21 protein-coding genes and 1 tRNA gene are annotated in these 18050 nt (G+C 67.9%); 12 read left to right on the forward strand and 10 right to left on the reverse strand.

The window, feature by feature from the left end:
• Positions 1–57: 57 nt before the first annotated feature.
• The 3 genes from J2X55_RS15045 to J2X55_RS15055 all read left to right on the forward strand — a co-directional run bounded on the left by J2X55_RS15045 (position 58) and on the right by J2X55_RS15055 (position 3713).
• Positions 58–1119: a polyprenyl synthetase family protein gene (locus J2X55_RS15045; RefSeq protein ID WP_115919641.1), complete on the forward strand. Its 1062-nt coding sequence runs from the start codon at positions 58–60 to the stop codon at positions 1117–1119.
• Between the two features lie 46 nt (positions 1120–1165).
• Positions 1166–2539, forward strand: coding sequence for an FAD-dependent oxidoreductase (locus J2X55_RS15050; RefSeq protein WP_115919639.1), 1374 nt, complete (start codon positions 1166–1168; stop codon positions 2537–2539).
• A gap of 211 nt (positions 2540–2750) precedes the next feature.
• Positions 2751–3713, forward strand: a complete 963-nt coding sequence (locus tag J2X55_RS15055; protein ID WP_309824393.1) for an alpha/beta hydrolase — start codon at positions 2751–2753, stop codon at positions 3711–3713.
• 186 nt (positions 3714–3899) lie between these two features.
• Here J2X55_RS15055 and J2X55_RS15060 read toward each other — a convergent pair whose 3' ends face one another.
• Both J2X55_RS15060 and J2X55_RS15065 read right to left on the reverse strand, forming a co-directional pair.
• A complete protein-coding gene (locus J2X55_RS15060) occupies positions 3900–5216 on the reverse strand; it encodes an Nramp family divalent metal transporter (RefSeq protein WP_309824395.1) in 1317 nt (438 codons plus the stop codon).
• 75 nt (positions 5217–5291) lie between these two features.
• Positions 5292–6227: a dihydrodipicolinate synthase family protein gene (locus J2X55_RS15065; protein ID WP_309824397.1), complete on the reverse strand. Its 936-nt coding sequence runs from the start codon at positions 6225–6227 to the stop codon at positions 5292–5294.
• Between the two features lie 159 nt (positions 6228–6386).
• Between J2X55_RS15065 and J2X55_RS15070 the strand changes: the two genes are divergently transcribed.
• The 4 genes from J2X55_RS15070 to arr are packed head-to-tail and all read left to right on the forward strand — an operon-like array spanning position 6387 to position 9771.
• Positions 6387–7406, forward strand: a complete 1020-nt coding sequence (locus J2X55_RS15070) for a LacI family DNA-binding transcriptional regulator (RefSeq protein WP_115919633.1) — start codon at positions 6387–6389, stop codon at positions 7404–7406.
• A 52-nt stretch (positions 7407–7458) separates the two neighbouring features.
• Positions 7459–9162, forward strand: a complete 1704-nt coding sequence (locus tag J2X55_RS15075) for an AMP-binding protein (protein WP_309824399.1) — start codon at positions 7459–7461, stop codon at positions 9160–9162.
• A gap of 47 nt (positions 9163–9209) precedes the next feature.
• Positions 9210–9350: a hypothetical protein gene (locus J2X55_RS15080; protein ID WP_181906518.1), complete on the forward strand. Its 141-nt coding sequence runs from the start codon at positions 9210–9212 to the stop codon at positions 9348–9350.
• A 13-nt stretch (positions 9351–9363) separates the two neighbouring features.
• Positions 9364–9771, forward strand: coding sequence for an NAD(+)--rifampin ADP-ribosyltransferase (gene arr, locus J2X55_RS15085; protein ID WP_115919629.1), 408 nt, complete (start codon positions 9364–9366; stop codon positions 9769–9771).
• Between the two features lie 9 nt (positions 9772–9780).
• Here arr and J2X55_RS15090 read toward each other — a convergent pair whose 3' ends face one another.
• The 3 genes from J2X55_RS15090 to J2X55_RS15100 are packed head-to-tail and all read right to left on the reverse strand — an operon-like array spanning position 9781 to position 11067.
• Positions 9781–9918, reverse strand: a complete 138-nt coding sequence (locus J2X55_RS15090; RefSeq protein WP_181906517.1) for a hypothetical protein — start codon at positions 9916–9918, stop codon at positions 9781–9783.
• On the reverse strand, positions 9915–10556 hold the full coding sequence (locus tag J2X55_RS15095; RefSeq protein WP_309824401.1) for a dihydrofolate reductase family protein: 642 nt from the start codon (positions 10554–10556) through the stop codon (positions 9915–9917). The genes J2X55_RS15090 and J2X55_RS15095 overlap by 4 nt, the downstream gene beginning before the upstream one ends.
• A gap of 22 nt (positions 10557–10578) precedes the next feature.
• On the reverse strand, positions 10579–11067 hold the full coding sequence (locus J2X55_RS15100; protein ID WP_056223933.1) for a YajQ family cyclic di-GMP-binding protein: 489 nt from the start codon (positions 11065–11067) through the stop codon (positions 10579–10581).
• 89 nt (positions 11068–11156) lie between these two features.
• Here J2X55_RS15100 and J2X55_RS15105 point away from each other — a divergent pair, with 89 nt between their 5' ends.
• The 3 genes from J2X55_RS15105 to J2X55_RS15115 all read left to right on the forward strand — a co-directional run bounded on the left by J2X55_RS15105 (position 11157) and on the right by J2X55_RS15115 (position 12708).
• Positions 11157–11657 (forward strand): FBP domain-containing protein, encoded by a 501-nt coding sequence (locus tag J2X55_RS15105; RefSeq protein WP_309824405.1) that lies wholly within the window; start codon positions 11157–11159, stop codon positions 11655–11657.
• On the forward strand, positions 11654–12535 hold the full coding sequence (locus J2X55_RS15110) for a PfkB family carbohydrate kinase (protein WP_309824406.1): 882 nt from the start codon (positions 11654–11656) through the stop codon (positions 12533–12535). Before J2X55_RS15105 ends, J2X55_RS15110 begins: the two co-directional genes overlap by 4 nt.
• An 88-nt stretch (positions 12536–12623) precedes the next feature.
• Positions 12624–12708, forward strand: a tRNA-Tyr gene (locus tag J2X55_RS15115).
• Between the two features lie 294 nt (positions 12709–13002).
• Here J2X55_RS15115 and J2X55_RS15120 read toward each other — a convergent pair.
• Positions 13003–13437, reverse strand: a complete 435-nt coding sequence (locus tag J2X55_RS15120; RefSeq protein ID WP_309824408.1) for a hypothetical protein — start codon at positions 13435–13437, stop codon at positions 13003–13005.
• 687 nt (positions 13438–14124) lie between these two features.
• Between J2X55_RS15120 and J2X55_RS15125 the strand changes: the two genes are divergently transcribed.
• Positions 14125–14550 (forward strand): hypothetical protein, encoded by a 426-nt coding sequence (locus tag J2X55_RS15125; protein WP_309824410.1) that lies wholly within the window; start codon positions 14125–14127, stop codon positions 14548–14550.
• A 61-nt stretch (positions 14551–14611) separates the two neighbouring features.
• Here J2X55_RS15125 and J2X55_RS15130 read toward each other — a convergent pair whose 3' ends face one another.
• From J2X55_RS15130 to J2X55_RS15140, 3 genes are all read right to left on the reverse strand, one after another.
• Positions 14612–15217, reverse strand: coding sequence for a hypothetical protein (locus tag J2X55_RS15130; protein ID WP_309824413.1), 606 nt, complete (start codon positions 15215–15217; stop codon positions 14612–14614).
• 789 nt (positions 15218–16006) lie between these two features.
• Entirely contained in the window at positions 16007–16354 is a 348-nt protein-coding gene (locus tag J2X55_RS15135; protein ID WP_210112240.1) for a hypothetical protein, read from the reverse strand.
• A gap of 91 nt (positions 16355–16445) precedes the next feature.
• Entirely contained in the window at positions 16446–16814 is a 369-nt protein-coding gene (locus J2X55_RS15140; RefSeq protein ID WP_115919619.1) for a hypothetical protein, read from the reverse strand.
• Positions 16815–16956: 142 nt separating this feature from the next.
• Here J2X55_RS15140 and J2X55_RS15145 point away from each other — a divergent pair, with 142 nt between their 5' ends.
• Positions 16957–17385, forward strand: a complete 429-nt coding sequence (locus tag J2X55_RS15145) for a MarR family transcriptional regulator (protein WP_309824415.1) — start codon at positions 16957–16959, stop codon at positions 17383–17385.
• Here J2X55_RS15145 and aztA read toward each other — a convergent pair.
• Positions 17357–18007: a zinc ABC transporter ATP-binding protein AztA gene (gene aztA / locus J2X55_RS15150; protein WP_220338175.1), complete on the reverse strand. Its 651-nt coding sequence runs from the start codon at positions 18005–18007 to the stop codon at positions 17357–17359. The genes J2X55_RS15145 and aztA overlap by 29 nt on opposite strands.
• Between the last annotated feature and the right edge of the window lie 43 nt (positions 18008–18050).

The raw sequence follows: 18050 nt of genomic DNA on the forward strand, positions 1-18050 counted from the left end.
TGTCAACCGTCGAGATACCGTCGGCGGTCCCTCAGCGCGCCAGGATAGGCTGAAACCGTGACCCCGAGACCGCCCGCGGCCGGCACCCGCCTGTCGGGCAAGCTGGGCCTGAGTGACCGCATCTTCGCAGGCCTGCGTTCGCGCACCCTGCTCTCCACGGTCGAGGCGGGCCTCGCCCGCGTCGAGACCGAACTCGAGGGCGAGGTGCGCAGCGCCGACAAGCTCGCCGACGTCACCGCCCGCTACCTCTACGAGGCCGGCGGCAAGCGGGTGCGTCCCATGCTGGCGATCCTCACCGCGCAACTCGGTCAGGGAACGACGAAAGAGGTCGTCGAGGTGGCCACGGCCCTCGAGCTGACCCATCTCGGTTCGCTGTACCACGACGACGTCATGGACGGCGCGGACAAGCGTCGCGGCGTGCCGAGCGCGCAGACGGTGTGGGGCAACAACATCGCCATCCTCACCGGCGACCTGCTCTTCGCCCGCGCCAGCCAGCTCATGGCCCGCCGCGGTGAGCGCGCGATCCAGCTGCAGGCCGACACCTTCGAACGTCTCGTCCTCGGGCAGATGCACGAGACCGTCGGCCCGCAAGAGGGTGACGAGCCCGTCGACTTCTACCTCAAGGTGCTCGCCGACAAGACGGGGTCGCTGATCGCCGCCGCCGCTCAGTCGGGCGTCATCTACTCCGGCGCGCCGGAGGAGTTCGAGGAGCCCATGGTCGTCTTCGGCGAGAAGGCGGGCGTGGCCTTCCAGCTGCTCGACGACGTGATCGACCTGTCGCCCGATCCTTCCGAGACGGGCAAGGTGCCCGGCACCGACCTGCGCGCGGGTGTGCCCACCATGCCGTACTTGCTGCTCGGGCACCGCTCCGACGCGGCATCCGCCGATCTTCGCACCCGCATCGACGAGGGCCAGCAGCGCATCGCCGCCGGAGCCGACCCCTCGGTGCTCGACGGGCCGCTCGCCGAACTCCGCGAGCACGACACCACGCACGAGACCCTGCGTCTCGCGCATCAGTGGTCGCAAGAGGCGATCGACGCCCTCGCGCCGCTGCCCGACGGCGCCGTGCGCGAAGCGCTGACGCGCTTCGCCCGCGCGGTCGCCGATCGCTCGGCCTGAAACCCTTCCCGCCCCACCCCCCCCCGATCACGATCGAGAGGAACCCATGACGAAGCTGCGCCTCGCCATCGTCGGAGCCGGCCCCGCCGGCATCTACGCGGCCGACATCCTGCTGAAGTCCGAGCGTCAGTTCGACGTCTCGATCGACCTGTTCGAGCAGCTGCCCGCGCCCTACGGTCTCGTCCGCTACGGCGTCGCCCCCGACCACCCGCGCATCAAGGGCGTCGTCACGGCGCTGCGCGAGGTGCTCGACCGCGGCGACATCCGCATCTTCGGCAACGTGCGCTTCGGCGAGGACATCACCCTCGACGATCTCAAGCAGCACTACAACGCCGTCATCTTCTCGACCGGCGCGATCCGCGACGCCGACCTCGATATCCCCGGCATCGACGCAGACGGCTCCTACGGTGCCGCCGACTTCGTCAGCTGGTTCGACGGCCACCCCGACGTGCCCCGCGAGTGGCCCCTCGAGGCGCAGTCGCTCGCCGTGATCGGCAACGGCAACGTGGCCCTCGACGTGACCCGCATGCTGGCCAAGCACGCCGACGACCTGCTGCCCACCGAGGTGCCCGACAACGTGTACCAGGGGCTCAAGGCGTCGCCCGTCACCGACGTGCACGTCTTCGGCCGCCGCGGTCCCGCGCAGGTGAAGTTCACGCCTCTCGAGCTGCGCGAGCTGGGCGAGCTGCGCGACGTCGACATGGTCGTCTACGACGAGGACTTCGACTACGACGAGGCGTCGCTCGCCGCGATCCAGACCAACAAGCAGGTCAAGGTCATCGACCGCGTCCTGCAGCAGTGGCGCACCCGCCCGGGCGTGAACAACGCCGGGGGCGAGGCCTCGCGTCGCCTGCACCTGCACTTCTGGGCGAAGCCCGTCGAGGTTGTCAAGGATGCCGAGGGCCGGGTCGCCGCGTTCCGGTACGAGCGGACGAAGCCCGACGCCGAGGGCGGGGTCGTCGGCACCGGCGAGATCCGCGAGGTGCCCATCCAGGCGATCTACCGCGCGGTCGGCTACTTCGGCTCCCCGCTGAAGGGCGTGCCCTTCGACGAGAAGCACGGCGTCATCCCGAACCACGAGGGTCAGGTGCTGTCCGCCGACTCGAACGAGCGGATTCCCGGCGTCTACGCCACCGGCTGGATCAAGCGCGGCCCCGTCGGCCTCATCGGACACACCAAATCGGATGCCATGGAGACGGTGCGCCACGTCATCAACGACGCCGGCGAGTGGTGGCAGCCCGCGCACCCCGAGGAAGAGGCGATCCCCGCCCTGCTCGAGGAGCGCGGCGTGCGCTGGACCGACCTCGACGGCTGGCACCGCCTCGACGAGCACGAGGTGGCCCTCGGCGCTCCGCACGAGCGTGCCCGCATCAAGGTCGTGCCCCGCGACGAGATGATCGCGATCTCGCGCGGCGAGTAAGCCACCCGAACGAACCGCCCCGCCATCCGACGGGGCGGTTCGCATTCGTCTCGCCGGCTGCGCGAACGTAACTCCTGAGATGTGGCCACCCGGAAGGGCGCAGCCGTCGCGTCGGGGCCGCTGGCCGGTGTTTTTCCGGAGTTCGGTCCGGCTTCGGCGGCCGTATGCGGGGTCTCTCGTGCGCGTGAAGTGCCCGCCGTAGGCTGGGGCGATGGGGGAGTGGCATCCGGATATCCTCGGCGACGGGTTCGAACAGCAGACTCTGCCGCTCGCAAGCGATACCGATGGAGAGGTCGTCGCCACCCTCGTGCGCTCGCGCCCCCGCCCCGGCGCCCGTCTGTTCGGCGAGCTGCGCGACACCGACGTGCTGTACGTGCACGGGTGGTCGGATTACTTCTTCCAGACCGAGCTCGCGCGGTTCTTCACCGACCGCGGGGCGGGCTTCTTCGCGCTCGACCTGCGCAAGTACGGCCGGAGCCTGCGGCCCGGCCAAGCGCCGGGATACGTCGCGGCGCTGGACGTGTACGACGCCGACATCGAGGCGGCCCTGGATGCCATGGGTACGAAGCGCGAGGGGCGGCGCCTGCTGCTGCTCGGGCACAGCACCGGCGGTCTCACGTTGACGCTGTGGGCTGCGCGGCACCCCGGTGTCGCCGATGCCCTCGTGCTGAACAGCCCGTGGCTCGAGCTGCAGCTGGGTCCGCTCGGTCGCCAGGCGCTCGCCCCGATCGTGAACGCGCGCGCTCGTTTCGACCCGCTCGGCACGCATCCCGTCGTCGACCTCGGCTTCTACACGCGCGCCCAGCGCGAGTTGGGCACCCTCCCTGACAGCCCCGAGGGGTGGCGTCCGGCGCAGGGTTTCCCGACGCATCCGGGCTGGCTCGCCGCGATCATCGCGGGGCACGCGCGGGTGGCATCCGGGGTCGACGTCGGCTGCCCGGCGCTGGTGCTGCTGTCGGCCCGGTCGACGGTGACGCTCACATGGAGCGACGCGATGCGCGAGACCGACTCCGTGCTCGTCGTCGACGACATCGCTCGGGCGGCGACGCGGATCGCGCGCACGGTGACGATCAGCCGTGTCGAGGGGGCCGTGCACGACGTCTTCCTCTCGGCCCCGGCGGCCCGCGCGGCCGCCTACGACGCTCTCGAGGACGGGCTGCGCTCGGTTCTCTGACTCACGTGCCGCAGAACGTCACGAACGGTGCCGCGACGGGTTCCGGTGTCGCGGCGAGGCGGCGGACCAGCGGCGTATCGGGCTCGACGAACGGGTCACGGAGCAGCCGAGCGAGTTCGAGCATCCCGGGCGGGACAGGCGAAGGGGCCCGGTCCGTCGACCGAGCCCCCGAACGTCCCGCCCCCGTCAGCCCCCGATGAGGCTCACCATCAGTCGGATCGACAGGGCGACGACCGCGACCAGTCCGATGCCGCCGGCGAGGTTCTGCCACCATCGGTTGCGCAGGGGACCCATGAGCGTGCGATTGTTCGCCATGACGATGATCAGGGCCGCGAGGATCGGCGCGAAGAGAACCGTCAACGCCTGGGCGATCACGATCAGCTGCACCGGCGAGGCACCCGCGAAGGCGAACGTGATACCGAGACCGAACGCGAGGATGAAGGCACTGCCCAGCCGCGCCGCGAGCGTCTCGGCGGAGGCGCCGCGTCCGATGGCATCCGAGAGCATGGTTCCGCCCGCGATGCAGTTGGGGATCATCGATGAGAACGCCGCGCCGAAGAAGCCCAGGGCGAAGATCCACGCGCCGACGGGGCCCGCGACGGGCTCGAAGATCTTCGCGAGGCCGGTGAAAGCGCCGGGGGTGTCGGCGCCGGTCTGACCCAGGACGGATGCGGCGACGACGATGACGAGCGCGGTCATGATGCCGGGGGCGACGATGCCGGGGATCGTGTCGACGATCGTGATGTCGCGGTATTCGGTTTCGGTGCGTGTGCGCGCCTTCGTACCGTACGAGGCGAAGAACGCCGCGTTGATGGAGAAGTTGGTGCCGACGAGGCCGATGATCAGCAGCCACGAGCCGCCGGGGACGACGGGGATGAGCCCCGCGCCGGCAGCCGCCCAGTCGGGATTCGAAGCGAATGCGGATGCCACGAAGCAGAAAGCCATGAGCGCCACGATGACGATGAGGATCTTCTCGACGACGCCGTAGATCTTCTTCAGCAGCAGGATCGTGCCCACCAGCACCGTGCAGATGACCGTCCACATCACGGGGGAGGTGCCGGGGATGAGCATCGACAGACCCACCCCGGAGCCCACTGCGTTGCCGACCGAGAAGCACAGGGTGATGAGGAAGACGCCGAGGCCGGCGACGACACCCGCCCAGGTGCCGAGGCTGTCTTTGATGGACGAGATCAGCGAGACGGGCGTGCGGATGCCGAGGCGCACGCTCATGTCGGTGAGGAAGATCATGAGGATCGTCGAGACGATGATCACCCAGATGAGGGTGTAGCCGTAGAGGGCTCCGGCATTCATCGCGGTGGTGAGGTTGCCGGGGCCGAACTGCCAGGCGCCCGCGACGAACGCGGGGCCGATGAGGGCGAGGCGTCGCCAGAAGGTGCGCCGGGTGCGGTGGGAATCGACGATGCTGCGCACCGTCTCGGTCGAGATGCGCCCGTGGCCGGTGCCGGGGGTCGCGGGAGGTCGTTGGGTGGTGCGGTCGCTCATGGTCGGTCCTTCCGTCGTCGTTGACGTGATGGTTCATGAGGGGCGGCCGTTCGCGCCGGCCGCCCCCGCGATGGTTCAGGCCGGGACGACCACGCTGCCGAGGTCGGCCGAGGCGAAAGCAGCGGCGATCTCGGCGTCGGCTCCGGCAGGAAGGGGCAGCAGGGGCTCACGCACGGTGGCGTGATCCAGGATGCCACGGTTGACCAGGCCCCACTTGAGGGCGACGGTGCCCTCCATGTGCGAGCCGCGGTGGTAGACCGCCTTGGTCACGGGGAGCAGGCGTTCGTGGATGGCGTGCGCGGCGGCGTAGTCGCGCGCCTTGCCCGCCTCGATGAGGTCGACCAGCAGCTCGGGCGCGATATTGCCGTACCCGACGAGAAGGCCGTCGACGTCGAACATTGTCGGGAGAAGGTACTCGTCGTGGCACGACAGCACCTGCAGCTCGGGGTACGCGGCACGGAGTGCGGGGATCTCGGTGTACCACCGGCGCATGTTCCGCACGCCGTTCTTGGTGTGGTTCACGCCCTCTTGCCCCGCGATCTCGAGCTGGGTGTCGAGGTCGTAGGACGCCTTGGTGTTGTCGGGGTACTGGAAGAGGATCTCTTCGAGCCCCGATTCCTCCCAGATGGCGCGGTAGCGGGTCTGCGGAGCGCCGGGCTGGAAACCGAAGCGCAACCACCCGTGCGAGGGGTAGACGAGGGCGCCCTTCGCGCCCGCGGCCGCGGCATCCTTCGCCTCGAGGGCGGCGGTGAGGTTCCCCTCCTTCGTGATGCCGGCGATGATCGGCAGCCGGTCGTCGACGGAGTCGCGGAAGGCGCGGATGACGTCGAGCTGCTCCTTCTCGGTGAGGAACGTGCCCTCTCCGGCGTGGCCGAGAACGACCAGGCTTTTCACGCCGTCGATCGAGCCGAGCCAGGCGCCGAGGCGCTGGATCGCGGCGTAGTCGACGTCGCCGTCGGGGGTGAAGGGGGTCACGGGGGCGGGGTTCAGGCCGCGGAGGCCGAGGACCATCGTCGTCTCCATCTCATCGTCGAGCGTTCACGGTATGAGAACGTTTGCAGGAACGATTGCAAGTGTGCGCGTCGCGATGATCCCGTGTCAAGAGTCCGGGTGAAAACGTTCCCGGGAAGGATCTCCTACGGGCGGATAGGCTGGAGGAGAGGAGGGCTCATGGTCGACATCGAGGCCGGCGAACGCCACGTCGTCACGCTGAAAGACGTGGCCGTGGCGTCCGGGGTCAGCATCTCGACGGTCAGCAGGGTGCTCGACGACCGCACTCCCCGCTCGGCCTCGGCCACCGCTACCCGCGTGCGCGCCGTCGCCGACGAGCTCGGCTACCGCCGCAACGTGTCGGCGTCGAGTCTGCGCCGCGGCGCGACCGCCACGATCGGCGTCCTCGTGCCGCGTCTGACGGATGCCGTGATGGCGCTGATGTTCGAAGCCGTCGAGCGTGCCTCGCACCGACGCGGATACTTCGCCGTCGTCGCGACGTGCGGCGACGACGCCGAGGAGGAGCGCCGCGCTACCGAGACACTCTTGGACCGCGGGGTCGACGGCCTGGTGCTCGCCACCGCACGGCTGGACGACGCCCTTCCCGCGTCGTTGCGCGATCGCGGCATCCCGCACGTTCTCGCCCTCCGCACCGACGACGTCAGCCCCTCGTCGCTCGGCGACGACGAGACGGGGGGATACCTCGCCGTGCGCCACCTGCTCGACCTCGGCCACCGAGACATCGCCATCGTCACCGGCCCGTGGTTCACCTCGAGCGGTCGCGACCGTCGCGCCGGCGCCGAACGCGCCCTGCGCGAGGCCAGGGTCGAACTCGACGAGAGTCGCGTCCTCGCCGTCGGTTACGGGCTCGATCACGGCGTCGAGGCCGGACGGCGACTGCTCGACGCGGTGGATCGCCCCACCGCGATCTTCGCCGCCAACGACAATCTCGCCGTCGGGGTCTCGACCGTCGCGCAGTCGCTGGGCATGGAGGCTGGGCGCGACCTGTCGATCGTGGGCTACAACGACATCCCCCTCGTCTCGCGTCTGCCCGTGCCCCTGACCTCGGTGCGTACGCACTTCGACCGCGTGGCCGAGCTGGCCCTCGACCTGCTGCTCGACGATGGCTCGGGCAGCAGGATCGAACGGGTGATGCCCACCCTGATCCCGCGCTCCTCCACAGCGCCGCTCGCGCGCTGACGCGCCGCCGTCGGAGGGGGCGGCTAGCGTAGAACGCGATCGAAGGAGCCCCATGATCCCCACCGATGCGACCGCCACCGAGCGCTACCGAGCCGCCCGCGACGAACTCCTCGCGACTCGGACCGACCCGCAGAGGACCGCGGCGTTCACCTGGCCCCGCTTCGACGGGCCCTTCAACTGGGCGATTGACTGGTTCGACCCCATGGCGCGCGGAAACGACGCGCCCGCGCTCATCGTCGTGGACGACGACGGAACGCACCACCAGCGCACCTTCGACGAGCTCGCGCGCCGTTCCGATCAGGTCGCCGCGTGGCTGGCATCCCGAGGCGTCCGCCGCGGCGAGACCGTGCTGCTCATGCTCAACAATCAGGTCGAGCTGTGGGAGGCGATGCTCGCGATCATGAAGCTCGGCGGCGTGATCGCGCCCACCACGACCGCCCTCGGCACGACCGACCTCGGGGACCGCATCGAGAGAGCCGAGATCCGGCACGTTATCGTCGGATCGGGGGATGCCGATAAATTCGACGACCTGCCGGAGGGACTCGGCCGCATCGTCGTGGGCGGGGAGTACGCGGGCTGGGCGACGTACGACGACGCCTTCGGGACGGATGCCGCGCCGTCCCGGCATCCGGGCACCACCGCCGACGACCGCCTGCTGCTGTACTTCACCTCGGGCACGACGTCGAAGCCGAAGCTCGTCGAGCACACGCACTCCTCGTACCCGGTGGGTCACCTCAGCACCATGTACTGGCTGGGACTTCAGCCGGGCGACGTGCACCTGGCCATCAGCTCGCCCGGATGGGCCAAGCACGCGTGGAGCCTGTTCTTCGCGCCGTGGATCGCGGGGGCAACCGTGCTCGCGTTGAACTATTCACGGTTCTCGGCCGACCGGTTGTTGACCGAGCTCGAGAACGACCGGGTGACGACGTTCTGCGCGCCCCCGACGGTGTGGCGCATGCTGATCCAGGCCGATCTCACCGGCCGCCGCGGGGCGCTGCGCGAGGTCGTGTCGGCGGGAGAGCCGCTGAACCCCGAGGTGATCGCGGCGGTGCAGCGCGCGTGGGGCCTCGACATCCGCGACGGGTACGGGCAGACCGAGATGACCGCCGTGGTGGCCAACACCCCGGGCGCGGGTCTCGTGCCGGGCTCGATGGGGCGCCCGCTGCCGGGATGCCCGGTCGTGCTGATCGACCCCCTGACGGGCGAGCGAGCCGAGGAGGGCGAGATCTGCATCGACCTGACCGAGCGGCCCGTCAACCTCATGACCGGCTACGTGGGCGATGCCGAGCGCAACGCCGAGGCTTTCGCCGATGGTTTGTTCCACACGGGCGATGTCGCGCGGCGCGATGAGACCGGCAGCATCACGTACATCGGGCGCACCGACGACGTCTTCAAGGCATCGGACTACAAGATCAGCCCGTTCGAGCTCGAGAGCGTGCTCATCGAACACCCCGCCGTGGTGGAGGCCGCCGTGGTGCCCGCGCCCGACGAGCTGCGTCTCGCCGTGCCCAAGGCGTACATCGTGCTCGCCGCGGGTCACTCCGAGAACGCGGAGACGGCGCTCGACATCCTCCGTTTCGCGCGCGAGAAGCTGGCCCCGTTCCAGCGCGTGCGCCGCGTGGAGTTCTTCGACCTGCCGAAGACGATCTCGGGGAAGATCCGCCGCGTCGAACTGCGTCAGCGCGAGGAAGCGGTCGCGCGCGGCGAGATCGAGTGCGAAGAGTGGACGGATGCCGCCCTGCGGGACCATCGCTGACGCGCAACCCCCTCGCGGGCGCGATGACGGCGTGTGAGCATCGAGGCATGGAAAAGGATCAGAAGCAGCCGTTCGAGAACCCTTCCGTCGACGACGACAGCGACATGCCCTCGCGCATGGAGGAACGCAGCATCGGCCGCGAGACCGAGCGCGAGATCACGCAGATGATCAACGGCATCGAAGGCTGACGCGCCCACCGGGATGGCAGAACCCCTCGACACCGGCCCGTTCTTCCACGGGACGAAAGCGGACCTGAGCGTGGGCGACCTGCTCACGCCCGGGTTCCGCTCGAACTACCGACCCGAGGTGGTGATGAACCACGTCTACTTCACGTCGCGCCTGGATGGCGCGGGACTCGCCGCCGAGATCATTCCGGGCGACGGGGCGCCGCGCGTCTATGAGGTCGAGCCGCTGGGCGCGTTCGAGGACGACCCGAACGTGACCGACAAGAAGTTCCCGGGCAACCCCACCCGCTCGTTCCGCAGCACCGAGCCGCTGCGAATCGTCGCCGAACGCGATGAGTGGACGCGTCTGACACCCGAAGCGCTCGCGCAGTGGCGTGAGAGGCTGACGGCGATGCGCGACGAGAACGCCGAGATCATCAACTGATGCAGCCGGTCAGACCGGTTCGGTAGTACGGATGAGCCCGCAGTTCACGCACGACCACGCGACGAGGAACCGTTCGTCGTCGAGCACCTCGAACCGCAACGGGTCGCCGCAGGTCGGGCAGTGCGGGTATCCGTCGGGGATGCTCACCGCGCAAAGGTGACGTGGACGACGCCGCTCTCGGCGACCTCGCTCGTCAGGGTGTAGCGGGTGTCGAGCTCGCGCAGGTCGTCCCAGAGCCGCCCACCCCGACCGAGGATCACGGGGCGGACGGCCACGTGCAGACGATCGACGAGGTCGGCGGCGAGGGCGGCGCGCACGGTGGAAAGGCCGCCTCCCACTCGCACATCGGCGTCACCGGCGATCTCGCTCGCCCGGGCCACGGCATCCGTGATGCTCTCGGAAGAGAACTCGAACCGCGTGCCGTTCTCGAACGCGATCGGGGTGCGTTCGCGATGCGTCAAGACGATGACGGGCACTTCGAAGGGTGGGTCGTCGCCCCACCAGCCGCGCCAGTCCGGGTCGTCGGGGAAGGAGTGCAGGCCGAACATCGCCGCGCCCATGACCTCGGCGCCGATGCCCTCGAAGTACGCCGCGGCGTAGCGGTCGTCGACGCCGGCGGTGCCCGCGCCCGAGGTGTCGCCGAAGACGCGCTCGCGGAACGTCCTCGTCGCCACGTAGTCGGCGACCAGACGGCCCCAGTCCTCGCCCATCGGGTTCTCGGGCGAAGGGTCGGCGGGCATGGCCACCCCGTCGAGCGAGATGTTCAGATCGACGCGGACGGCCATGGCACCCCTCCGGCGGTGGGACTCAGCGGTAGTTCGTGAATTGCAGGTCGACGTCGAGGTCGGCGGCCTTCAGCAGGCGCTGCACTTCCTGCAGGTCGTCGCGCGACTTCGACTGCACGCGCAGCTCGTCGCCCTGGATCTGCGACTTGACGCCCTTGGGGCCCTCGTCGCGGATGATCTTGTTGACCTTCTTCGCGTTCTCTTGCGAGATGCCCTCCTTCAGCGTGGAGGTGATGCGGTACTCCTTGCCGCTCTGCACGGGCTCGCCGGTCTCGAGGCTCTTCAGCGAGATGCCGCGCTTGATGAGCTTGGTCTGGAACACGTCGAGCACGGCGTTGGCGCGCTCTTCGGAGTTCGCCTTGATGACGATCGAGTCACCGCTCCACGCGATGGAGGCGTCGGTGCCCTTGAAGTCGTACCGCTGCTCCACCTCTTTGTGCGCCTGGTTGAGCGCATTGTCGGCTTCCTGCCGGTCGATCTTGGAGACGATGTCGAACGAAGAATCAGCCATGGGTCGATTCTATTCGCGACCCCCGCATCCACACCCCCTCGACAGAGTCCGGCCCGCGCGGGTAGAGGGCACTCGTAGACTCGGATGCCATGCGAGCACTCACCGAAGAAGAGGTGCGGGCGGCGTTCGTCAATGCCACACCCGAGGAGCTGCGAGTCGTCGAGCTCCCGCACGACTTCGTGCTGACCGACTGGGACCACCTCGACTTCCTGGCGTGGCGCGACCCGCGCACGCGCGGCCGGGGCTACGTCATGACGGAGACCGACGGGGAGCCCACCGCCATCGTGCTGCGCGCGGCCGAGGGCCAGTCGCGGGCGCGATCGGCGATGTGCAACCTCTGCCACACGATGCAGCCTGGCGACCAGGTGTCGCTCTTCACGGCGCGCAAGGCCGGACAGGCGGGAGAGCACGGCGATACCGTCGGCACCTACATCTGCGCCGACATGTCGTGCCACGAGACCGTCCGCCTGGCAGCTCCCCTCGCCCCCAGCGAGATCCGAGCGAGCGTCGACCGCAAGATCGACGGTACCAAGCGCCGCACCGAGGACTTCGTCGCTCGCGTGCTCGACACCGCCGAGGTCTCGCGGTGACCGGGCGGGTCGTCGTCATCGGCGACGCGTTGATCGACGAGATCCGCGATGAGACGGGCGTGCGGGAGTTCGTCGGTGGGGCAGGGCTCAACGTCGCCGTGGGCCTGTCGCGGCTAGGGGTGCCGGCATCCCTCATCGCCATGGTCGGCGACGATGCGGCGGGCGAGCAGATCCGCGCGTTCCTCGACGAGCACGATGTCGAGCTGCTCGCGAGCCCCGCGGAGCACGGGTCGTCGCGCGCGGTGAGCACGCGCTCGCCGAGCGGTGAGCCCGAGTACGTCTTCAACGACGCGGCGCAGAACCGACGCGTGGCGTACGGCGAGGCCGAGCGCGCCGCGATCGCGGCCGCCCCGATGGTCGTCGTGAGCTGCTTCCCCTTCGACGATCCCGAGCAGACGTCCCTCCTGGTGGAGGCGACGGCCTCGCTCTCGACGCCCCTTGCGATCGACCCCAACCCGCGCAGCGGCATGCTCCACGACCGCGCGGAGTTCGTCCGCGGCTTCGAGCGGGCGGCATCCGGAGCCCTGCTCGTGAAGGTCGGCGAGGACGACGCGCAGCTGCTCTACGGAACGCCCCTCGACGACCTCCGCACCACGCTGGTCGACCTGGGCGTCGGCGCAGTGCTCGCCACTTACGGCGCGGGCGGTGCGGCGATCGACGCGGCAGGCACCTCGGTGTCTCGCCCCATCGCGGATCTTCCCGGACGCATCGTCGACACGATGGGCGGCGGAGACGCGGTGCTCGCCACCACGGCCGCCCTCGTGCGCGACCGACTGCCCGCGAACGCGGAGGAGTGGGATGCCGTGCTCTCGCGCGCCATGGACGTCGCCGCCGCGACCTGCCGGCACGAGGGGGCTCTGCTGCGCACGCCCGAGTGACCGGGATGGTTTCGAGCATCCCTCGCGGGATAGTAGAGTGGTCTATCGCGCCTCCGGTCGACTGAGAAAGCCGGACGGGTGCGCACCTGGCGAGTTACCCAAGCGGCCAAAGGGATCTGACTGTAAATCAGACTGCATTGCATTCGGGGGTTCGAATCCCTCACTCGCCACCACGGGGTATCCCCGTATCTCACGGAAATCATCCCCGTATCTCATTCCTCCAGGCCAGGCCCCGTTTTGGGCCTGGCCTGAGGCGTTCCCACGGCGCGTCGCCCCCCGGGCCCGTCCGGTCGTCGCGGGGCTTCGCTAGCCGAGGGCAGCCTCGAGTGTGCACGGCGCTTTGCAGCGCATACGCCCCCCGGGGGTGCCACCAACCTGCCCCGTCAGTTGGACCGCCGCAGCGTAGCGGCCTCGTCCAAATCGACGAACAATGCGTGTGGGATCAGGCCGCGATCCGAGTGTGGCCGTCATGACTGCTGCGTTCGCGGTGGACCACACACGAACGGCGGGCACAACGCAATCTTCGACGGCCCGGCGCCGTCGAAGTCACGCGCTCCGGTCAGCTTCCTCGCAAGTTGCGCACGGTTTTCACAGAACCCGAAACACTGTTCCAGAGGTGCTCCTCGGGGAAGTGGACGGTGAACTGAGTGCCGTCCCATGGTGATGCGCGGCACCAGGAAGAAGCGACTGATCCAGTGGGTGAAGTGCGGGGGGTTGTGGAAGACATTCGAGCCGTCGATCCAGGTCTCCTCGTAACCTTCCTCGATACGAATGACGGAGTCAGTGACGCCTGTGGGGGCCTCCGGATCATGACGACGCTCGCTCAAGAGCGTCACGATATTCGGGGATCCATAGCCCGCTCCGATGCCGATCCGCAGAAGCGGGACGACGCTGCGACCCATCAGCCATCTGATGACGGCCCCAAGGTAGGCCCTCGCGGCCGCGGGGTCATGCTGGGCGAGGACGACGACAATGGGGATTAGGGCAACAGCGAACTGATCTGACACAGGTCGAGCGACCCCTGGGTGGTCCCGCACGAGGGGGTAATTGCGCTACGCAAGCCCGCGTCCTGGGGGCTGAGAAGCGCGGGGAGAGCGAGGATCTCTGTCGTCCGCACCATCGTTACCGCGTAGGTGACACCGCCGGCGGGGACCCATTCACCCGGGCGAGTAGGGCCGGGCGTTCAAGGAACGGGCGGACAGCGTCGATGAGCTCCCCTGCGAGGCCGAGGAAGAGGCGGCGCGCGGAGTTCAGGTGTGTGACGTTGGGTGAGGGGGGCGCGCGGAGTTTTCGGGGAAGGTGCAGAGCGCACGCGGCGGCCAGATCCGAGCGCCCGTGCTCTCGCAGCCCGTGCACGAGGACAGCGGGTGAGACGTCGAGCCGAGTTGTCGGCTCTGTTGCGGTCAGTTCGGCCATTCCATGAGGATGCGGGTCGGAACCGTTGCTATGAACTCCGAAGCAGGTTTCAATACCCTCGATGAGGCCCCGGCGTCACCCGCCGCGTCATGTCGTCCATTAGCGAACGGGAGCCGAGGTCGCTCTCCGAAGATCGCCATTGCGGATCGCGTGAGCTTAGTTAGGCTGAGTGTATGAATAGCGCGAATCACAACTTGCGGGCGTCAGAAGTGATCGATGAGATCCGTTCCGTTGCACTGCAGCGAGATGTGGTTGCCTACACGGTAGATGCGGTCGGTCATTCACCTATGTTTGTCAATTTACCACTGGGTGACCCGGGGATCGCTTACGGCTGGATAGGGCTGTGGCGGAACTCGGCGGATATCGCAGCCGGAGTTCCCCCGCACACTGTCATCGCGTCGGGTGCGAAAGGTGATGGCGAAAAATTGCGTGATCTGATCGAGCGTTCCCACCCGCATGCTCACATAACTGAGTCGCATCAACCCGACGCGGTCGTCGTGATCTCTACGGTTGACCGGATGGTGAGCAAGCTGCAGCCCCGCCGTATTGCCGATGTAGGTCCTCTGATCGAGCGTTGGTCCGATGTCGCCAGTGCCTAGCTGAACATAAAGGGGTGCCGCCTCGGCAGCGAGCCGGCACCCCTTCCAAATCACTGGGTTGTTACAAGTTGTGCGTCGGCTCGTTGACGTACACGTTGCAGGTCAGCGTCCAGCCTGCAATCGATACCCATCCCGACATGGTCGCTCCGAACGGCTTGCCCTTCATGGCGTAACCGATATCTGTCTGGTTGCCGGAGAAGCCCGTACCCCAGAAGGCCCCGAAGTCGTACTTGCTACCGCCATAGGTCGGCCCCCACCAGACGTCGAGACCGCGGCCCGTGATGATGCCCGCCGTCGAGTGGAGTGAGTAATCGACCCTCGCACGACCGCCCGCTTGTCCGGTGTAAATATAGGCTGTTCCGCAGTTATTCGTATTGGCGGCGCGAGTCGAGATAACCCCCTCCGGTTCGTTCAATCCGCACATACGAACACCCTCATCGAGTGCTTTCTGCCGGTCGGCATCGGTCAGTTCATCGCAATTCCATTGCATACTCACCGACGTGGAGGATTCGATTGCGACTGAATCAGCTACATCGCTGCCGGAGGTTGTGCGGGCCTCCACCGGGGATGCCGCCATTGTCAAGCTCAGTGCGAGTCCGAATACGCCAGCCAGTACACCCATATTCTTTTTCAATTTTCCCCCAATTTGAAGCAATGCGTCCGGCAAACGTACAGGATTTGTTCTTGGCGCGCCGTCCCCCATTTGGGGGACGCGGTCAATCGCTGACCCGGAACGGGGTTGCTCTCATCCATTTGTATGAAGTTAGCGTCGGCAAAATTTATCCCTCGTAGGCTCCTGCCCCTCGTGTCTGCCGAGGTGTCTCGTCCAACTTGTTATTTGCCGCAGGGGGGACGGCAACTGCACCTCGAGTGCTAAGAGGATGACTTCATGCAGCCTGATGACTCACGCCGATACGCCACTGTCGTCGACGCGGTATTCAGCGTCGGTCGCGGCCATTCCAAGCCGAGCGTGTTTGGCCCCGCTTGGTTCCAGGCAGGGCCTTGACCGCGTGGCGGGTGGGCGAAACGTCAAACCCGCGCGCCGCCAAATCGGCCATGTGCAAGCACGCCAGACCTACGGCTCGGCCATCTGGGACGTGGAAATGGATGGACCCGCGCACCTCTTGCCCTGACGTCAGTGCGAACGCGCTTCTCGGCCGGCCGAGGTGCTGTGGGGGTAGATGGCGGTGGACCCGTCGAATATGGTTGCTGGCGGCCGGTGACTCGCAGCACGACTGCGCGGGCATGAGCTCGGGGCGCCGGTGGCCGGGGGCTGCAGGAACATGGGCGTGGGGGTGCTGTGGGAATAGCGGTGGGGGCCCGTGGGAAACGGCGTGGGATGTGCGCGCGCGTTCCCTTGAGGCTCAAGGGAACGGGGAGATCCGGGGAACCCCCACCAGAACACAGAGAGGGCACCCGAATCGGATGCCCTTTCTCGTTACCGGTACCCCCGGGTTCAGCCCGCCGCGAGCAGCGACTTCGACTTCGTTTCGAGGAAGGCCACGAGAGCGCCGAGGACGTTCACCTCGTTGCCGAGGTTGACGAGGGCGACGGCGCCAAGCTCGATGGTGGCGTCGCGCGCCTCCATCGTCGCCTTCCAGCTGCCTCCCCCGCCGGTGATCGGCTGGAGGTAGGTGATGGTCTTTGCCTCGCTGAGGTCGACGACGATGAGTCCGGAGTCGGGGTCGGTCTCGTCCTCTTGGTCGAGGACGCGGATGTCGCTACCGGTGAGGTAACCGAGCTCGCGGAATTCGGTCAGCCACGCCTCGAGGAGCGACTTGTCGAGCAGAGTTCGTACCGTCACGGGCCTCTCCGATCCAATCGCGCGAATGTGTCGCGCCCCCACATTATGCAGGGTCCGGAGAGGACTTCGCTCGATGGGTTTCGAGGTGATATCAGGCCACGCGAACGGGGCGGCCGGTGGGACGCGTCGTTCGCGTGGGGGTGTGGGTGGCCTGCTCGGCGGTCTCCCACGTGCGGGTGTCGATGACGAGTCCCGAGGCGGCGTTCGCCTGATCGGCGAGGGTGCGCAGGTACTCGCCCACGAGCTGCTCGGGCTCGACGGAGTCGAAGACGAAGCGCAGGGGGATGGACGGCTGCAGCCAGATGGTGGAACGGCCGGCCTCTTCGGGCGTGCCGGTCCACGTGAGGGTGAACGATTCACCCCGGCGGAGCTTGGTCGAGGCGATCACCTTGATGTATCCCATCAGGCGATCGGGCAGAACGATCGGGTCTTTGTCGGATCCGTAGTACAGCGTGGCCATGGCGATCTCCTTCGGTTGGGGACGACGGGCTGATCACTAAAATACCACGTATTTCGCAAAATTAATTAATAACGCAAAATATTCGAGATGTTCACTATGGTGGAGGTGTGGCTGGCCGGGCCGCGGAGGAGGAGGTGACGTGATGACACAGTCCTCCGCGTTGACCCTGGCGCTCGACGAATACGTCGAAGCGCGTGACGAGATGGCTGCGAAGGTGCGTGCCGATCTGGGTGTGAGCGAGTTGGAGGCAGCGGCTCTCTGCTGCATCTCCGACGAGCCCGGCATCCGCCCCTCTCACCTGCGCGTGCGCCTCGGGGTGACGCCGGCTGGGGTGACGACCCTCGTCGATCGGCTCATCGGCCGAGGTCTGCTGCGTCGTGAACTCGACGTCGACGACCGCCGTGTCAACCACATCTACCTCGAGATCGACCTGCACGCCGAGCCGTGGAATGCTCTGCGGCGCTTTCCCCGCGAGGTCGAAGCCGCCGTCCTTCTAGAACCGCGTGAAGTCGCCGAGGCTGCCGCCGTGCTGCTTCGCCGTGTCACGGAGCGGGTTCGTACGCGGGCCTGAGTCGACCTGACTCGAGTCGGACCACGAGGTCCGCGCCGGCGATGAGTCTTTCGTCGTGGCTGACGCACACGACGGTCGCGCCGCGACGGGTCTCGTCGTCGATCGCCGCGCGGTTGAGTTCGGCGCTCGCCGCGTCGAGTCCCGTCGTCGGTTCGTCGAGCAGCAGGATGTCGGCTTCCCGCGCGAGTCCCTGTGCGAGGAGGGCGCGCTGGCGTTGCCCTCCTGACAGGGACGAGAACGGATGCCGAGCCAGGTCGGCCACATCGAGTCGCTGCATCGCGCGATCGATCGCAGCCCTGTGCGCGCGCGTGAGTCGATGGAGCGGGCCGACGCGGCCCCACGCCCCGACGGTCACCACGTCGCGGACCGTGAGGGGGAGGTGTTCGCCCACGGCAGCGCGCTGCGGCACGAAGCTGCGCGAACGGTCGTCGAGCTCGACGGTGCCGGATGTCGCGGGGCGTGCGCCCGCGAGCACTTCGAGCAGCGTCGACTTGCCCGCCCCGTTGGGCCCGACGATCACCGTGAGGGCTGCCGCCGGGAGGTCGAGGTCGACGTCGTCGAGGGCCAGCGTCCCGGGGAACTCGACGCGGAGGCCGCGGGCGCGCAGTGCGGGGGTGATCATGGTCTCCATCATATGAGTTTGATAACCGTTCTCACTTGACGCT

The sequence above is a fragment of the Microbacterium sp. 1154 genome, assembly GCF_031455375.1.
Classification (GTDB): Bacteria; Actinomycetota; Actinomycetes; order Actinomycetales; family Microbacteriaceae; genus Microbacterium.

What these genes read in the sequence shown, in the direction of transcription:
- J2X55_RS15050 (WP_115919639.1), top strand. Translation starts at nt 1,166, where the DNA reads ATGACGAAGCTGCGCCTCGCCATCGTCGGAGCCGGCCCCGCCGGCATC.
- J2X55_RS15055 (WP_309824393.1), top strand. Translation starts at nt 2,751, where the DNA reads ATGGGGGAGTGGCATCCGGATATCCTCGGCGACGGGTTCGAACAGCAG.
- J2X55_RS15060 (WP_309824395.1), bottom strand. Translation starts at nt 5,216, where the DNA reads ATGAGCGACCGCACCACCCAACGACCTCCCGCGACCCCCGGCACCGGC.
- J2X55_RS15065 (WP_309824397.1), bottom strand. Translation starts at nt 6,227, where the DNA reads ATGGTCCTCGGCCTCCGCGGCCTGAACCCCGCCCCCGTGACCCCCTTC.
- J2X55_RS15070 (WP_115919633.1), top strand. Translation starts at nt 6,387, where the DNA reads ATGGTCGACATCGAGGCCGGCGAACGCCACGTCGTCACGCTGAAAGAC.
- J2X55_RS15075 (WP_309824399.1), top strand. Translation starts at nt 7,459, where the DNA reads ATGATCCCCACCGATGCGACCGCCACCGAGCGCTACCGAGCCGCCCGC.
- J2X55_RS15080 (WP_181906518.1), top strand. Translation starts at nt 9,210, where the DNA reads ATGGAAAAGGATCAGAAGCAGCCGTTCGAGAACCCTTCCGTCGACGAC.
- arr (WP_115919629.1), top strand. Translation starts at nt 9,364, where the DNA reads ATGGCAGAACCCCTCGACACCGGCCCGTTCTTCCACGGGACGAAAGCG.
- J2X55_RS15095 (WP_309824401.1), bottom strand. Translation starts at nt 10,556, where the DNA reads ATGGCCGTCCGCGTCGATCTGAACATCTCGCTCGACGGGGTGGCCATG.
- J2X55_RS15100 (WP_056223933.1), bottom strand. Translation starts at nt 11,067, where the DNA reads ATGGCTGATTCTTCGTTCGACATCGTCTCCAAGATCGACCGGCAGGAA.
- J2X55_RS15105 (WP_309824405.1), top strand. Translation starts at nt 11,157, where the DNA reads ATGCGAGCACTCACCGAAGAAGAGGTGCGGGCGGCGTTCGTCAATGCC.
- J2X55_RS15120 (WP_309824408.1), bottom strand. Translation starts at nt 13,437, where the DNA reads ATGGGTCGCAGCGTCGTCCCGCTTCTGCGGATCGGCATCGGAGCGGGC.
- J2X55_RS15125 (WP_309824410.1), top strand. Translation starts at nt 14,125, where the DNA reads ATGAATAGCGCGAATCACAACTTGCGGGCGTCAGAAGTGATCGATGAG.
- J2X55_RS15140 (WP_115919619.1), bottom strand. Translation starts at nt 16,814, where the DNA reads ATGGCCACGCTGTACTACGGATCCGACAAAGACCCGATCGTTCTGCCC.
- J2X55_RS15145 (WP_309824415.1), top strand. Translation starts at nt 16,957, where the DNA reads ATGACACAGTCCTCCGCGTTGACCCTGGCGCTCGACGAATACGTCGAA.
- aztA (WP_220338175.1), bottom strand. Translation starts at nt 18,007, where the DNA reads ATGATCACCCCCGCACTGCGCGCCCGCGGCCTCCGCGTCGAGTTCCCC.